General features: G+C 34.6%; 15 protein-coding genes and 1 other RNA gene. 10 read left to right on the forward strand and 6 right to left on the reverse strand.

Translation table 11 applies throughout. The features are described 5' to 3' along the window. Positions 1 to 10: 10 nt before the first annotated feature. The 4 genes from X929_RS05845 to X929_RS05860 form a co-directional block, all read right to left on the reverse strand. Positions 11 to 844 (reverse strand): carbohydrate ABC transporter permease, encoded by an 834-nt coding sequence (locus tag X929_RS05845; protein WP_103067101.1) that lies wholly within the window; start codon positions 842 to 844, stop codon positions 11 to 13. After that, positions 841 to 1710: a carbohydrate ABC transporter permease gene (locus tag X929_RS05850; protein WP_103067102.1), complete on the reverse strand. Its 870-nt coding sequence runs from the start codon at positions 1708 to 1710 to the stop codon at positions 841 to 843. Before X929_RS05850 ends, X929_RS05845 begins: the two co-directional genes overlap by 4 nt. 92 nt (positions 1711 to 1802) lie before the next feature. Beyond that, a complete protein-coding gene (locus X929_RS05855; RefSeq protein WP_103067103.1) occupies positions 1803 to 3068 on the reverse strand; it encodes an ABC transporter substrate-binding protein in 1266 nt (421 codons plus the stop codon). A gap of 12 nt (positions 3069 to 3080) precedes the next feature. Further along, complete coding sequence (locus tag X929_RS05860) at positions 3081 to 4151, reverse strand: GntR family transcriptional regulator (protein WP_103067104.1); 1071 nt, start codon at positions 4149 to 4151, stop codon at positions 3081 to 3083. 610 nt (positions 4152 to 4761) lie between these two features. Between X929_RS05860 and X929_RS05865 the strand changes: the two genes are divergently transcribed. The 10 genes from X929_RS05865 to uvrB all read left to right on the forward strand — a co-directional run bounded on the left by X929_RS05865 (position 4762) and on the right by uvrB (position 13794). Then, complete coding sequence (locus X929_RS05865; RefSeq protein ID WP_103067105.1) at positions 4762 to 5808, forward strand: dipeptidase; 1047 nt, start codon at positions 4762 to 4764, stop codon at positions 5806 to 5808. Between the two features lie 70 nt (positions 5809 to 5878). Then, the gene (locus X929_RS05870; RefSeq protein ID WP_103067106.1) at positions 5879 to 6571 is read left to right on the forward strand and encodes a zinc dependent phospholipase C family protein; all 693 of its coding nucleotides are present in this window, start codon (positions 5879 to 5881) and stop codon (positions 6569 to 6571) included. A gap of 35 nt (positions 6572 to 6606) precedes the next feature. Then, positions 6607 to 7197 (forward strand): thymidine kinase, encoded by a 591-nt coding sequence (locus X929_RS05875; RefSeq protein WP_103067107.1) that lies wholly within the window; start codon positions 6607 to 6609, stop codon positions 7195 to 7197. 3 nt (positions 7198 to 7200) lie between these two features. Then, positions 7201 to 8025: an aldo/keto reductase gene (locus X929_RS05880; protein WP_103067108.1), complete on the forward strand. Its 825-nt coding sequence runs from the start codon at positions 7201 to 7203 to the stop codon at positions 8023 to 8025. Positions 8026 to 8101: 76 nt separating this feature from the next. Further along, an RNA gene (ffs, locus tag X929_RS05885) (signal recognition particle sRNA small type) lies at positions 8102 to 8201 on the forward strand. A 99-nt stretch (positions 8202 to 8300) separates the two neighbouring features. Continuing rightward, positions 8301 to 8978 carry a class I SAM-dependent methyltransferase gene (locus X929_RS05890; protein WP_103067226.1) on the forward strand — a complete coding sequence of 226 codons (678 nt, stop codon included), beginning with the start codon at positions 8301 to 8303 and terminating at the stop codon, positions 8976 to 8978. Position 8979: 1 nt separating this feature from the next. Then, positions 8980 to 9732, forward strand: a complete 753-nt coding sequence (locus X929_RS05895) for an energy-coupling factor ABC transporter ATP-binding protein (RefSeq protein WP_103067109.1) — start codon at positions 8980 to 8982, stop codon at positions 9730 to 9732. Further along, positions 9723 to 10529 carry an ATP-binding cassette domain-containing protein gene (locus X929_RS05900; protein WP_103067110.1) on the forward strand — a complete coding sequence of 269 codons (807 nt, stop codon included), beginning with the start codon at positions 9723 to 9725 and terminating at the stop codon, positions 10527 to 10529. The genes X929_RS05895 and X929_RS05900 overlap by 10 nt, the downstream gene beginning before the upstream one ends. Before the next feature lie 20 nt (positions 10530 to 10549). Next, a complete protein-coding gene (locus tag X929_RS05905; RefSeq protein ID WP_103067111.1) occupies positions 10550 to 11773 on the forward strand; it encodes a hypothetical protein in 1224 nt (407 codons plus the stop codon). 44 nt (positions 11774 to 11817) lie between these two features. Then, positions 11818 to 13794 carry an excinuclease ABC subunit UvrB gene (gene uvrB / locus X929_RS05910; RefSeq protein WP_103067112.1) on the forward strand — a complete coding sequence of 659 codons (1977 nt, stop codon included), beginning with the start codon at positions 11818 to 11820 and terminating at the stop codon, positions 13792 to 13794. 33 nt (positions 13795 to 13827) lie between these two features. Here uvrB and X929_RS05915 read toward each other — a convergent pair whose 3' ends face one another. Then, on the reverse strand, positions 13828 to 14187 hold the full coding sequence (locus tag X929_RS05915; protein WP_103067113.1) for a hypothetical protein: 360 nt from the start codon (positions 14185 to 14187) through the stop codon (positions 13828 to 13830). Between the two features lie 17 nt (positions 14188 to 14204). Further along, positions 14205 to 16025: a translation elongation factor 4 gene (lepA, locus tag X929_RS05920; RefSeq protein WP_103067114.1), complete on the reverse strand. Its 1821-nt coding sequence runs from the start codon at positions 16023 to 16025 to the stop codon at positions 14205 to 14207. Between the last annotated feature and the right edge of the window lie 254 nt (positions 16026 to 16279).

The following is a 16279-nucleotide window of genomic DNA, read 5'->3' on the forward strand; positions in this document are numbered from 1 at the left end:
TCGCCTCCAATTATCCTTTAATTGAACCAGCCTGTATTCCTTGTAAGAGTTGTCTCTGAAAGAATATTATTATGATCAAAATTGGGATCATACCAATTACTATAGCGGCACTAAGTAAACCCCAATCTATACTATAAAGTCCCAAGAATCTGTACATTGCAACTTGAAAAACAGTCTTACTGGGAGAACTTATCAAAATCATAGGTAAAACGAATTCATTCCATGCAAATCTGAAGGTGAATATGAAAGATATACTTAAACCAGGCCAAGATAACGGCATTATAACTTTAGTAAATCTTTGCATGGTTGAGGCACCGTCAAGCGCTGCCGCCTCTTCTAAAGAAATAGGGATGGTATCAAAATGATTTTTGAGAATAAAAATATTCAATGGTATTATTAAAACCTGATAAGCAAGGATTACTCCCGCATATGTGTCTAATAAACCCATCCTCTGAAATATCAAATAGAGCGGGATTGTGTTCATCGTAATAGGAATCATAAAAACTCCCATCACGGCAACTAAAAGCTGCTTTTTGCCTCTGAAGTGGTACCTTGAAAAGGAAAACGCTGCTAACGCAGAAATTATAACACATAGTAAGGTCGCTGGAACAGCTACTATAATACTATTCAGAAAACTTCTCATCATTTGTTCATCTTGAAAAAGAATTTGATAATTTTGAAAGGTCACTTCTTTAGGAATTAAACTAGGAGGAAATGCTCTTGCCTCCTCTGGTGTTTTCAGCGAAGTAACAAAAACCCAAAATATAGGCATTATTGTATAAATAGTGAAAATAACAAGAATGATAAATAGTATAGCTCTGATTGTTTTATTCTTTTTGGTCATGCCTCCTCACCCCTCAATGCTCGTAGATAAAGGAAAGAAACTATTAAATTTATAATAAGTAGAACTAATCCAATTGTTGCACCAATTGATAGTTTACCTTGATCAAAACCTTGTTTATACATATACAAGGATGCCGTTGTAGTGGACATTAAAGGACCTCCTCCTGTCAATACCAACTGAAGATCGAAAAGGTTTATACTCCACATAGAAGTGAGGATTAAATTTATCCCCAAAAAAGGCGCCAACAAAGGCAACGTTATATTGAAAAAACTTTGAAGTGGGTTAGCACCATCAATTTTAGCAGCCTCATACAAACTTCTATCGATTGTCAACAACGAGGATTCTTGAAAAAGTATAGAAAACGGTGTGCCAAACCATATATTAGCTATCAATAAGGATATCAAGGCCATATTTGGATCTGATATCCAATTTACAGGCTGCATTCCTAATCTTATAAGCAAACCATTTATCAATCCAAAATAGTCGTTGTACATCCACTGCCAGGAAAATCCAACAATAGTAGCGGATAAAAGCCATGGAAGTATAAAAAGAACTCTAAAAAATTTAGTCCCCCAAACTCTTTCAATTAAAATCCTGGCTATTAAAAAGCCTATAAAAATTTGAAAAAATACTGATCCTAATACAAAAAAGAGTGTAACTTTCAAAGATTGTAGGAAATATTCATCTTGAAAAATTTTTACCCAATTTTGGAAACCAACAAAAGGCCACACATTATTTATATTAGTAGTTTTGACATCATGCAATGAAATGCTGAAATTCCAAAATACAGGAAAAATCATTAAAAAGAACATTATGGACAAAGCAGGGAGTAACAATAAAAAAGGTATCCACTTTTTCCTTTGCATCGGTTCACCACCTCCATATATTCTTTACTAAAAGCAGCCTCCTTTAAACAAGGAGGACTGCTGTGTTAAAATTTTTACTTTTCAGAAATTCCTTAGAAGATCAAAATTTCTTCAACATTCTTTGAAGCATTTTTCAGGGCATCCTCTGGAGTTTTTACGCCATAATAGACCTCTTCTATTGCTATTCGCAGTGACTCAGCTATTTGAGGATATTCAGGAATATTTGGCCTTCCTTTCCCAATCGCCACTGCTTTCATAAGATCCTCGAAGAAAGGTATCTCATTTTCAAGAGTCGATTTGTAGGGATCTTGTTCGGCTATGGTTTTTTGAGTAGGCAAGTAAACATATTTAGCCAAGACAGGGGTTAAAACTTCTGGATCAAGCATTATAGTCATCAACTCCCATGCTAACTCGGGATGTGGAGATGTTGAAGGGATAGCTAACAGCCAACCACCCATCATCGTCGAACTTTTCATACCGTCTTCTGGAACTGGAAATCCTGGTATCATACCGATTTGATTGAAATCAAAACCTTCAGGAAACTTCCCTAACAACCAACTTCCTTCGATCATTACGGCAAATCTCTTATCAGCAAATTCTTGGCCCCATTGATGCTGAACTTGTGGCCTTATACCCGCCTTTACCTGATCCCTCAGGAAAGTTAGTGCTTTTACCCCTGTCTCGCTATAAAAAGCTGGATAATACTCTCCATCTTTCTGTTCGAGAATTTCTCCACCATTCATCCATAGATATGGGAACCACATATCAGGTGAATGACTAGCAGCAACCAAATGCATCGGTAATATGCCCTTTTTCATAGTAACAGGAGCTAATTTCTTATAAGCCTCAATGTATCCATCCCAAGTTTTCAGCATTTCGGGATCTACGCCTGCTTCTTCTAACAAATCTTTCCAATACCAAGTTACTCGTGCGTCTGTCCAGGTCCAGATACTGTAAAACTTGTCATCAAACTTTGAACCGTCTACATTTGCAGGATAAAATTCATCAATCCTTCCCCAAGAGTTAACTTCTTCCGTAATATCTTTTAGGAAACCTGATTGTGCAAACTCTCCCAACCATATTTGATCGACTGAAACTAAATCTCTCGGAGTTTTTCCAGCAGTTAAAGTGATAAGCTTAGACCTTGTATCATCGTATGGAAGAACTTCGTACTCCATGGTGATCTCCATATCCGGATGTCTTTTGTTCAACTCTTCTAAAGCTACTGAAATCAACTCATGCCACCTATCCGCAGGAGCAGCAAATGTTCCAGTTAAAACGACTTTTTCCACTGCTAAAGCCATACTTGAAAAAATAATAACAAATAACACAAAACTTACTAAAATCTTCCTACTCATCTTGATTCCTCCTCACTTGATTTTTTGCCCTGTTGAATCACGCCATACAACTTCAACGGGCAAAGTAATTTTGAAATCCTCGCTATTATTTTCACCCTGAATAATTGAAACTAAATATTTTGCTGCTACCTCACCGATATTTCGTAAAGGTTGCCTTACTGTTGTGAGATTTGGAAAGATACTTTGGGCTATTGGTCTATCATCAAATCCGTATAATTTCATTTTTTCTGGTACTGAAAGACCTCTTACTTGCAACGCCGTCAAAGTACTTACGGCTACGATATCGTTACAACAAAATATAGTATCCACATGGTACTTCAAACATTTGTCTATAGCTTTGTCCATCTCATTTTTTCCAACTATCTCGCTATAAACAGGAATATTATGCTCTTTACAAGCGTCAAACATCCCGTTATATCTTTCTTTCACGGAACTAATAGAAAAATCTTCTTCAGTGAAAAACATTATAGATTTAACTGTTGAATTTTGAATAAGCTCTTTGGTCAATTTATATGCACCAAAGTAATTATCAGACTGAACGAGTGGTTTTCTAATATCGTTAACCGTTTTATCGACAAAAACCATAGGAACATCTTTCTTTAATAATCTTTTGAAAATTTCATCTTCTACTAATTCTTTTGTGGGAAGGATTATATATCCTTTTGGATTAGAAGAGAGAATATATTTCATTTTTAATTTCGTTATAGCGGAATTAGAGTCTATGAACTGAACGAAAGGTTCGTATCCTGTGTTGTGATAAGCTTTCTCTATCCCAGCCAATATCTCAAAAGACAAATATTCATGTGAAATAGGGAGAACAACACCTATATTGTTTCTTTCCTGCATAGAACTTGAAGATGACTCTTTTATAGGGGAGACAAACGTTCCCAAGCCTTGAATTCGATAAAGGTAACCTTCAAAAACCAATTTATCGAGTGCTTTTCTAACGGTTTCTCTACTTACTTTAAATTCCTTGGCCATAGCCTTTTCTGACGGTATCTGTTCATCAGGTTGATACGTTCCATTTTCTATATTTGCTATCAAAAACTCCTTAATTTTTTCGTATTTTGGTTTGTTATTCATATTTCTTCACTCCTTATGTACGTACATGTCTAGACATATTATAACAATACAATTAAAATAAACAAAATCCGTTTAGAGGCAACTACATCCATTTAGAGGTAATTATTTGTGATTAAATGGATTTATCTCCATTTTTTAAAGAATTTGAAAAAATTATTAAAACAATAGTATAATTAAAAAACCCGATAACCTTCCAGACGGTTTGCGAGGTAAAGTCCATCGCTGCTTCTCTGGATGGGTACAAAGGGAAGGCTCAACTTTCCTCTTCCTTATGGGTAAGTTGCTTGATGAGGTGGTAAAGCTCCCTTTTCCTTATGGACTGGAAGCGGGGGCTAAGGGCTGTTAAACAGTTTTTATAAATAAGATTTTGATTTTAAGAGGGTCACAGGGCGGAGCCCTTTTGCTGATTTGTGCAAAAAAGTTTTTTAAAATAAACATTGATTTTGAACTTGGGGATCTTAAGGGGTTTACCCCTTAACGTTTGGGCGAATGGGAGCTAAAGCAGATTGTATGTAAGTTATATAAAAATTTTTGAATTCTAAAAGTAAGGTTTAAAGAAGGTTTATAGTTTCCAAAGAAAGTAAAATAAAAAAATTGAGGAGGAAATACTTTGACTAATTTCAAAGAACAAGCTTATAAAATCCTAGAAGAAAGCTTTGTAATCGATGCACACTTCGATTTACTTATGGATGTATCAAATCAAAGGAAGTTTGGATTCCATAAAGTGATAGAAAACGATCATCTTGACAATTTTCGCAAAGGAGGACTAAATGCCATAGTTTCCTCTTTATTCATCGAAAGTTTTTTAACCCCTGAAATCTCATTAAGAGAGGCTTTAGACCAAATCAGCTCACTTTACCAGGAATTAGAAGAATCAAGCGATTATTTAATGTTATGTAAATCATACGAAGATATAATCAAAGCAAAGGAAAATGATAAAATCGGAATATTTTTATCTTTTGAAGGTGTTGAGCCCTTATACAACGATTTAGACCTACTCGATATCTTTTACCGTTTAGGTGTGAGATTTGTAGGATTAACTTGGAGCAGACGGAATTACGCAGGTGATGGAAGTAAGTTTTTACCGCCGGACCCTAAGAAAAATTCGAATGGTTTATCTGATTTTGGAATAGATCTAGTTAAAAGGGCTCAAAGCTTAGGAATGATAATAGATGTTAGCCATTTAAACGACAAAGGATTTTGGCAAGTTATTGAGATTACTAAGGGACCTATAATAGCTTCCCATTCTAATTGTAGAAAGATAGTAAACTTAGAAAGAAATCTCTCTGATCCACAAATAAAGGAGATAGCAGATACCGACGGGGTAATAGGAATAAATGCCTTTAACAAAATCGTTGCCAAGAATCCAGAAAAAGCCAACGTTGACGATTTAGTTAAACATATAGATCACATTGTAAATTTAGTGGGTATTGAGTATGTAGGTTTGGGATTTGATTTCTGTGAGCATCTTAAAAAATTCAATCCCCAGTTTGTTAACGAACTAAATCCATCTCCATCTTTTCAAGTTTTAAATAACCATTCAAACATAGTATTACTTGTTGAGAAATTACTGCAAAGGGGATATAGCGAAGAAGATATAAAGAAGATATTGGGAGAAAACTTTTTACGTGTGTATAAAAAAGTATTAATTGATTAAAATTATTAACGTAATAAATTTCAAAAATATGATAAAATTAAAAAGAGAAAGCATATGAAGGAGTCAACGAATGCCAGGATACTTAACACATATTATCTTCGGTCATAAGATTTTTCCAAACAGTTTGAAAAATGTGAAAATGTTTAACCTTGGACTGATGGGACCAGATATCTTTTATTACAATATTTCTGATCCCAAATATCACATTATTGGTGAAACTCTGCATAATGTGGATTTAACAAGGCTTATAAAAGAAATTCAAAAGGAAAGTCCAGAGTATGCCTTAGGTTTATACTTGCATTCGTATCTTGATATGAAATTACATCCAAGAATAAATGCTATAGAAAGAAACACTGGCAAATCACATACCAAAGTAGAAACTTTGATCGACGCAGCTTTATTAAAAAAAGAATGGAACACCACCATTTTCAGGTTAGACAAACATTTTTTCCCTAATAAATTACCCGCTAGATTCATGAGGATTTTCGATGAAGTGCTTTACAACTATTACGAGGTAGAAGATGTAAATATCAAAAGTTTGTATGAAATTTTTTTGAAAAACTTTTTCTTCCTATACAAATGGTATCCTATTAAAACAGTTGCTTCATATGTACTCTACGTTGTTTCATTGGGAAAATTCAATTACAAGGACTATTTTATATTTAGAACTCCTTCCTTGGATATTCTGAATGATTTTGGAATAGAAACATTGTGGAAGGAGTCTTTGGATGAAATTGATCAGCTATTATCAGAAAAATTTTAATCAAAACTCACAAAAAAGGGATGTGAAACTTTAATATGGCTACAGGTAATTTAGTAGTAATCGTAGGGCCTATGTATTCTGGCAAAACTTCTGAATTAATCTCTTTCATTGAAATTTACACCCTTGGGAAAAAGAAGATAAAAGTTTTTAAGCCTTTATTAGATAACAGATATAACGAAACTTCTATTGTATCTCATTCTAATACATCCGTTAAAGCTATTCCTATCAATAATTCTGCTGAAATTCTGCCTCGACTTGATGGAGACGAAAAGGCGATTTTTATAGATGAAATTCAGTTTTTAGACGAATCACTTAGAGAAGTGGTTGTCGAGATGATCAATTCTGGTAAGGATGTGTACTGTGCGGGTCTGGATTTGAGTTATAAAAATAATCCATTCAAAGTTACCTCTTTATTAATGTCTCATGCAGACACTGTGATTAAAAAGAAAGCAGTCTGTCATGAATGTGGAGAATACAAGGGTACAATAACTTATAAAACTGTGGAAAACGGTGGAGAAATCGATGTTGGCGGATTTGAAAAATATATCGCTGTCTGTAGGGACTGCTACTTGGAGTTGAATAAAAGCAAACAGAACCAAAACAAATTACAGAATCAAGGGGGTTGATCTATGCGAATTACAAGCATCTCTGATAAAGTGGAATTAGCCAATAAAGTGAAAATCCCTTGGTTGGGCTATGGGACATACAAAGCCCACGGGGATGAATTGATAGAGGGTGTAAAGCACGCTTTAAGTATAGGATATAGGTTGATAGATACCGCTGAAATGTACGAAAATGAAGAAGAGATAGGTAAAGCTATCAGGCAAAGTAAAATACCGAGAGATGAAATTTTTATAACCTCCAAAGTATGGAATACGAATCAAGGTTTTGAAAGTACTTTAAACTCTTTTGAGAATTCATTAAAAAGATTAGGAACAGATTATTTAGACTTATATTTAATTCACTGGCCTGTAAGTGGAAAATACTTAGAAACATGGAAAGCTCTTGAAAAGTTGTATAAAGAAGGTAGAGTAAAGGCTATAGGTGTGAGTAACTTTTTAGTTCATCATCTTCAAGATATAATAAACAACTGTGAAATTACACCTATGGTTAATCAAGTAGAATTTCATCCATACTTATTGCAAAGAGATCTTTTGGATTTTTGTCAAAGAAACAGGATACGACTTGAGGCTTGGAGTCCTTTAATGAGGGGAAGAGTTCTAAACATACCTCAGATAGTTGATATAGCAAATAAGTATAAAAAAACTCCTGCACAAATAGTTTTAAGATGGGACTTACAACATGGTGTGGTAACTATTCCCAAATCTGTACACAAAGAAAGAATAAAAGAAAATGCCGATATTTTCGATTTTGAACTAACAGAAGAAGAAATGAATACCATAGACAATTTAGACCAGAATAAAAGATTTGGAGCAAATCCCGATGATTTTTAAGAGTAACATAGGTTTTAAAAAGATTAATTGATTTTTCAACAATGAAGTGCTATAATATGAAAGCACCATTACAGGAGGCTGGGTCCTGCGCAATAGGAACCCGTGAAACTGGTCAGGCCCGGAAGGGAGCAGCCATAAGCGGAGATTTCTATGTGCAGCAGGGAAACCCAGCCATCTTTAATAATTTTGGAGGTACAAAAAAATTGGCGCAAAAAAAGAAAAACAAAAACGAATATGAAGATGTTCAAATATACGGCCCCGAAGAAATAGCTTTTATGAAAGTTGACGAGGTAATCAAAAAAGTTAATAAAGATCTGAAGCCTGCTAAAGAAAAAGAAATTAAAAAAACTCCTTCTTTTGAGCATTACTACAGCGAAAATCCAACGTCAGAATTAACTGTAAAGGAGTTAATTTTAAATTTGAGAAATGGGCACAAGTATCTATTTAAAGCCCCATCCGGAGTATATGGAAAGAAAAGGATAGACAAGGCAAGTATTTTATTGATTGAAAAAGTAGAACTAACAAATGAAAAAGTTTTAGACATGGGATGCGGATACGGTGCGATAGGTATAGCCTTAAAAAAAGAGTTTCCTGACATTGATCTGTATATGAGTGATATAAATAACAGAGCCGTTGATTTTTCTAAAATAAACGCCAAAAACAACAATATAAATGCTGTGATCAAACAAGGGAATCTATTTAAGCCTTGGGAAGAAGAATACTTTGATGTTATTGTTACCAACCCACCAATAGTTGCAGGTAAGGAAGTATTACATGAATTGGTCGAAGGATCGTACGATCATTTGAATGAGAATGGAAGGTTGTATTTAGTAGCTTACCATAATAAAGGCGGAAAAGGCTTAGAAGATTACATGAAAAAAATTTTTGGCAACGTAAAAGAGTTAGAAAAATCTGGAGGTTTTAGAGTTTATCTTTCGATAAAGAGGGGCTAAGATGTTTTTTGGATGCAAAAATCTTTCTTTCAGTTATTATGAAAAAAAAGTACTAACAAATATCAACTTGGATGTACAAAAAGGCGAATTTATCGGTTTAGTTGGGAGTAATGGAAGTGGAAAATCTACGCTTCTAAAGCTTCTATGTGGCATTTTATCTCCCAAAGAGGGAGAAATAATCATCAAAGATCAAAAATTAGATGAACGTAATAGAATAAAGGTAGGTTATATTTTTCAGAACCCTGAAAATCAAATTATAGGTGTCACTGTCGAAGAGGATGTAGCATTTGGGTTAGAAAACATAGGGGTCCCAAGAGAAAAAATGCTTGAAAGGATCGAGTGGGCTCTTTCAACGGTAGGGTTGGAAGGGTTGAACCACGCAGACCCTAATGCATTATCTGGAGGGCAAAAACAAAGGCTTGCAATAGCATCAATCCTGGCTATGGAACCTGAGATTATACTCATGGATGAACCCACGTCAATGTTGGATCCAAAAGGTCGAAACGAGATCTATAAAGTTATACACAATCTTAGAGAAATAGGAGAAACGATTATAATTGCCTCTCATCATTCTTCTGACTTGGAACATGTAGACAAAATCATCGCTCTCAACGATGGAGAGATTGTTTTTGAAGGAGAAAAAGATCAATTTTACAAAAACGACGTTATCCAATCTGAGCTTCCTTTTAAAGAAAAAATAAAAAGGCAATTCAATACCGATTTAAAAAAGCTGGTTGATGAACTATGTCGATAATACTTGAAGATGTAAGTTTTACTTACTCCTTGAATACACCTTTTCAAAAAAGAGCTTTATCAAATATAAACATAGAAATTAAAAAAGGGGACTTATGGTTATTCGTTGGGCATACAGGATCCGGTAAGACTACTTTAATGAGTTTAATGAACGGATTACTTATTCCTCAACAAGGAAGTGTATTAGTTGAGGGATTATCCACAAAAGACAAAAAGGTCAACATAAAAGATATCAGAAAGAAAATTGGCATTGTTTTTCAATACCCTGAATCCCAATTTTTTCTTCCTACCATCAAAGAAGAAATAATGTTTGCACCGAAAAATTTTGGGGTGCAACTAAGTGACGATTTACTAAAGTACTATTTAGACTTGGTAAAGTTACCCGAATCATACCTTGAAAAAAATCCATTTGAGCTCTCAGGTGGAGAAATGAGAAAGGTAGCGATTATCTCTGTTCTCTCCTATAACCCTGATTATATAATCTTTGATGAACCCACTGTAGGATTAGACTACCTGACAAAAACTTCTATATTCAACCTTATAAAAGAACTTCACAACTTGGGAAAGACCATAATAATATCAACTCACTGGATAGACGAATTCGCCAGTTTGAAACCTAAAGTACTGTTATTGAAAAACGGAGAAGAAGCTTTTAAAGGTAATTTTGACGATTTTGTTTTGTTGGATGAAAATACTCTGTGGGAAGCTGGTATAATATTAACTGAAAAGATGCAACTGTATAAATGTGCTATAAAAACAGGGAAAAAGGAATTAGCTGAAAAAATTTCATCTATTTAAAATCGAGGGGATGATGAAAAATGAAAAAGATTCTTATCTTATCCATTTTTGTTTCTATCTTTTTATTACAGCTTTTTTCTCAGTCGAGCCAGGTTATCGATCTAAGAAGAAGTTTCTTGATATACACAGAAGGTGATTCCAGTATTGGTTCCTTGGTGGAACAATATTTAGAAAATAATCTGGAAAAACAAGGAAAGTATAAGGTATTAACAAAAGATGATCTGCTATTAGAAAATCTTAGAGAAATGCTCAAAAACGAAAATTACATCAAGGAAAATCTAGATGCGGATTTTTTAGTTTATATTCAAATACTTGAAAGCTTCCCTAACTTAGAAAGAAGCGAAGAGTTAGCATGGTGGGAGTACCGTATAATAGCAAAGATCAACGTTGTTAAAATTTCAACTGGAGAAAATATCTATTCCAAACTTCATACTTCAAGTGGTACCTCATATATAAATGCTAGTACCAGCAATTTTGAAGCATTATACTATTCAAGAAGATCCGCTGCAAATAATCTTGCTTCGTCTATCGCTACAGAGCTGAACAAACTTTTTAAAATAAGGGCAAACATTGTAGCTAAAGAAAATAATTATGTTCATATAGATGCAGGCAGAAACGTTGGAATAAGAAAGGGCATGATGTTCGAATTTGTAATCAGTAAAGAACTGAATGGAGAGTTTTATGACCTTCACGGTGGCAAATTAATAGCCGAAGAAGTTTGGAATAATAACAGTTTACTCAAAATACTTGAAACACCTAAAAATTTCAACTACCAAGATCAAAATGTTTACGTATTAGAAAATCCAAGTCTCTCTCCTATAAGAACCATCACAAGAATATTTTACGCGAACGAAGGTTTCGAAAAAAACGGTATTGGATTCGAAGTAGGAATCGATGATTATGAACACTTATATACTGGATTCTCTTTTGTGTTTTTGTTCGATGAAAATACTATTGATGGTGATATTGATTTCAAGTTAGGGTATCTTAACTATCTATCAGAAATGGATTCAACTTTTTTGTTGGGGATCTTAGTAGGGTTTAAAAGTGTTACAGCTTCTGATGATGCATCGGCTCTTTACTTTAAACTCACACCAGTTATCGAGTATAGTTATTATTTTAGCGAAACCTTTGGGCTATATCTTGAGGCTGGATACAATTTCTTATTTCCTTTAGAAGAAACAGGAAATATCGAATCGACAAATGATTTTAAAATCAATGCAGGCTTTACCTTTAGATTCTAATATATTTGGAATCACGGGCAGAGGTTTAATGGAGGTGTGTTTTTATGTTCACGATCCGCTCAGAATACGAACCTCAAGGAGATCAACCAAAAGCAATAGAAGAACTCTCATCTGGAATCAATAAAAATTATAGATTTCAAACTTTATTAGGTGTAACAGGATCTGGTAAAACCTACACAATGGCTAATATTATTGCAAAAGTTAATAGACCAACTTTAGTTCTCTCTCCGAATAAGATCTTAGCCGTTCAACTATACAACGAATTCAAGGAGTTTTTTCCAGAAAATAGAGTCGAATTTTTTATAAGTTATTACGATTACTACCAACCAGAAGCTTACATTCCTTCTCGAGACATATACATAGAAAAAAATGCAGACATAAACGATATTTTAGTCAAAATGAGGCTTTCGACGTTAAAATCAGTTTTAACAAGAAGAGACGTAATTGTAGTTTCCAGTGTCTCAGCTATTTATGCATCTGGAAACCCTGATGACTTTTCAAACATAAACCTTTATCTGCGAGTGAATGAAGAGTATTCTAGAAGAGAAATCCTTGTTAAACTTGGGAAAATGCAATACACAAGGCAAGAAAAAGATTTTCTCGGTGGGACGTTCAGATGGAAAGGGGATGTTTTAGAAATATTCCCTCCTTACGAAGATTTTGGAATAAGGGTAACTTTTTTTGATAACGAAGTCGAAAAGATCGAAGCCATAGACGTACTCAACAGAACTATAATAGAAGAATTTGACAAAATTACTATTTATCCAGCGAAAGAATTTGTAACCAGTCAGGAAAAGATTTTTTCGGCTATTGAAAGAATAAATGCCGATCTGCAAACCCAGATAGAATATTTCAAAAGAGAAGGGAAACTTTTAGAAGCTCAAAGAATAGAACAAAGGGTAAGACAAGATATAGAATTTCTCCAGACTTTAGGATACTGCAAAGGGATAGAAAATTATTCAAGATATTTCGATGGAAGAAATCCCGGAGACTCTCCGTGGACTCTTTTGGATTACTTCGACGATGATTTTATTGCCTTTATCGACGAATCTCACATTGCCGTTCCACAGTTAAGGGCAATGTTCAGAGGAGATTACGCGAGGAAGAAAAACCTAGTAGACTACGGGTTTAGATTACCATCTGCCTTAGATAACAGACCTTTAAGATTCGAAGAATTTTTAGAAAAAACCAATCAAATTATCTTTGTATCAGCTACCCCAGGTCCATTTGAAATGGAAGTATCAGACCAAATAGTTGAACAAATTATTAGACCTACAGGACTTGTGGACCCAAAGGTTGAAGTAAAATCTACGGAAGGTCAAGTGGACGATTTCATATCCGAAGTAAAAGAGGTTGTAGAAAGAGGAGAAAGAGCTCTAGCGGTAGTTTTAACAAAGAAAGATGCCGAAATCCTCTCAGATCATTTAAACCTAATGGGCATTAAATCACTGTATCTACACTCTGAACTCGATACAATTGAAAGAGCGGAGGTAGTAAAAAAGTTAAGAAACGGGGAAATTGAAGTAGTTGTGGGGGTAAACTTACTCAGAGAAGGATTAGATTTGCCGGAAGTTTCTCTGGTTGCCATTATGGATGCAGATAGAGAAGGATTTTTAAGGTCTGAAACGACGTTGATTCAAACGATTGGTAGGGCTGCAAGAAACGTTGAAGGAAAGGTATTACTATACGCAGACAGAATAACAGAGGCTATGAAAACCGCTATCGACGAAACAAATAGAAGAAGAGAAATACAGATTCAATATAACAAAGAAAACAACATTATCCCCCGAAGTATCATTAAAAAATTACCGGAAGATATGTTTGCCCCATTCAAAGATAACGAGGTAAAAGAAGAAGACTATATATTCGCCGTAGAGGAGAACCTCTCTCCGGATGATTACTTAGCTATGCTTGAAGAAAAAATGTACGAAGCAGCCTCGGAATTAAAATACGAAGAAGCAGCAAGATACCGAGACGAAATTAAAAGGATAAAAAGAAAATACAACATCAAGCAAAATTAACTCTAAAAAACAATTTAAAAAGGTGTAGAATTTCTACACCTTTTCTTTTTTTTGATTTACGTGAATACTTCTCACCTTTTTTCTCAAAAATCTATCCGTATCAAAAAAGAACCTGAAAAGAGCCCAAATGAATATAAAAAATATACATAATGTAATCCACAACATTTCAACATCTCCCATGACCCCAAAAATGCCTGTTCCTCTTATACCAGTAATAATAAATGCCAACAACCACTCTTGACTTAAAAGAGCTACTATGGTTATAGCAAAAAGAATCCATGGTTGGTTAATAACCAGAGAAAACACAAATAAAGAAGCCAATCCGGCAATCCATAAGATTATTCTGTAGATATTTCTACCACTACTCTTTTCTTCTTTGAAATCTCCTGCCAACTTTGACACCTCCAAATTTATTCTTCATCTTCGTTAACCTTCAACAAAGCCAGGAAGGCTTCTTGAGGAATATTGACCCTGCCAATCTCTCTCATCCTTTTTTTACCTTCTTTTTGCTTTTCTAGCAATTTCATCTTTCTAGTCACATCTCCACCATAACACTTTTGAAGGACGTCTTTCCTTAAGGCTTTAATAGTGGATCTTGCAATTATCTTACCCTTACAATATGCTTGGATAGGTATCTCAAACTGATGTCTGGGGATTAAATCCCTTAATTTATCCACTAATTTTCTGGCTAATGTATAACTCTGACTCTCATGAACTACGTAAGATAAAGCATCAACTTTCTCTCTATTTATTAAAATTTCGAGCTTCACCAAATTAGATTCTTTGTACCCTGTTATCTCGTAATCCATAGAGGCATAACCTTTACTAATAGCCTTCATTTTATCGAAAAAATCGAAGATCAAATCAGCCAAAGGAATTTCAAAATGTAAAACTACCCTATTCTTACCTGCGTTTGAAACATGAGAAAAATTACCTCTTTTTTCAACTTGAGCCAAATTTATTAAATCCCCCATATAATCAGGTGGAGTAATAATATCCAACTTACAAAAAGGTTCATAAACTTTTTCTATCAAATCTTCATCGGGAAACTCTGAAGGATTTGTAATTTCTATTTCTTCACCATTTTTTAGCTTGGCTTTGTAAATTACACTCGGGACTGTGAGTATAACTGCAAGCTCAAACTCCCTTTGCAAACGCTCTTTTACTACATCCATGTGAAGCAAACCCAAAAAACCTACCCTAAAACCGTATCCCATAGCCGGGGAACTTTCAGGCGTGAATACAAGAGAAGCATCGTTCAATTTCAACTTTTCTAGTGCCTTTCTTAATTCCTCATAATACTCAGGTAAACCTGGATAAAGTCCCGCATAAACCATAGGTTTTACTTCTTTGTAACCAGGAAGGGGTTTATCTATCGGATCCATTGCATTAGTAATAGTGTCTCCTACTCTTGCTTGCTCAATATCTTTTATTCCTGCTACAATGTAACCTATTTCGCCAGCAGACAGATCCTCTGTCTCTATCATCTCTGGGTGAAAGATCCCAACCTCGATAACTTCATAGGTTGCATTAGAAGCCATTAATTTAATCTTGTCACCTTTTTTTACTTTCCCATTAAATATCCTACAATAAACGATGATCCCTTTGTACTTATCGTACTTAGCATCGAAGATCAAACCCTTCAGCTTATTCGAAACATTTCCTTTACTAAGGGGAGAAGGAACCTTTTGAATAATCAGTTCTAATAAATCTTCAACACCCTCTCCAGTTTTTGCACTAATCGTGACTATGGAATCGGCTTCTATACCAACCAAATCGTTTATTTCCAACATTGTTTCATCAATATTAGCAGTGGGAAGATCTATTTTATTAACTGCACCTATGATCTCCAAATTATTTTCCAACGCTAAATAAGTATTAGTAACCGTTTGGGCTTGAACGCCTTGAGTGGCATCAACCAGTAAAATAGCTCCTTCACACGCTGCCAAACTTCTTGAAACTTCATAGGTAAAATCAATATGCCCAGGTGTATCCAAAATGTTCAACTCATATTCATTTCCATCTTTTCCAGTATAAAAAACCTTGACCGGATGTGATTTTATAGTAATTCCTTTCTCTCTTTCAAGGTCCATTGAATCTAAATACTGTTCTCTCATATTCCTTTCGTCTATCGAGTGCGTCAATTCAAGAATTCTATCCATCAAGGTTGTTTTTCCATGATCAATATGGGCAATTATTGCTATATTTCTAATAAAATTAGGATCAAACAAAAAAGAAAGCACCTCCAAAACCCTCAAAATATAGAAATATTATACCATAAAAAAGACAAAGTAAAAAGACTACGCATTAGATAATATTAGATATTTCTTTTTTTAATAGATCTTTGTTTGCACAATTCTGCAAACAAATGATAGCATACCCTTAGCTTTTTATTATGATATAATTAAAGCGAATATTTGAGAATGCCATAAGAAGCAAAGCTTTCTTCGATTCATCTTTATGGGCGGGCTGCGGGGCGAAAGGG

The organism is Petrotoga olearia DSM 13574 (assembly GCF_002895525.1).
GTDB lineage: Bacteria > Thermotogota > Thermotogae > Petrotogales > Petrotogaceae > Petrotoga > Petrotoga olearia.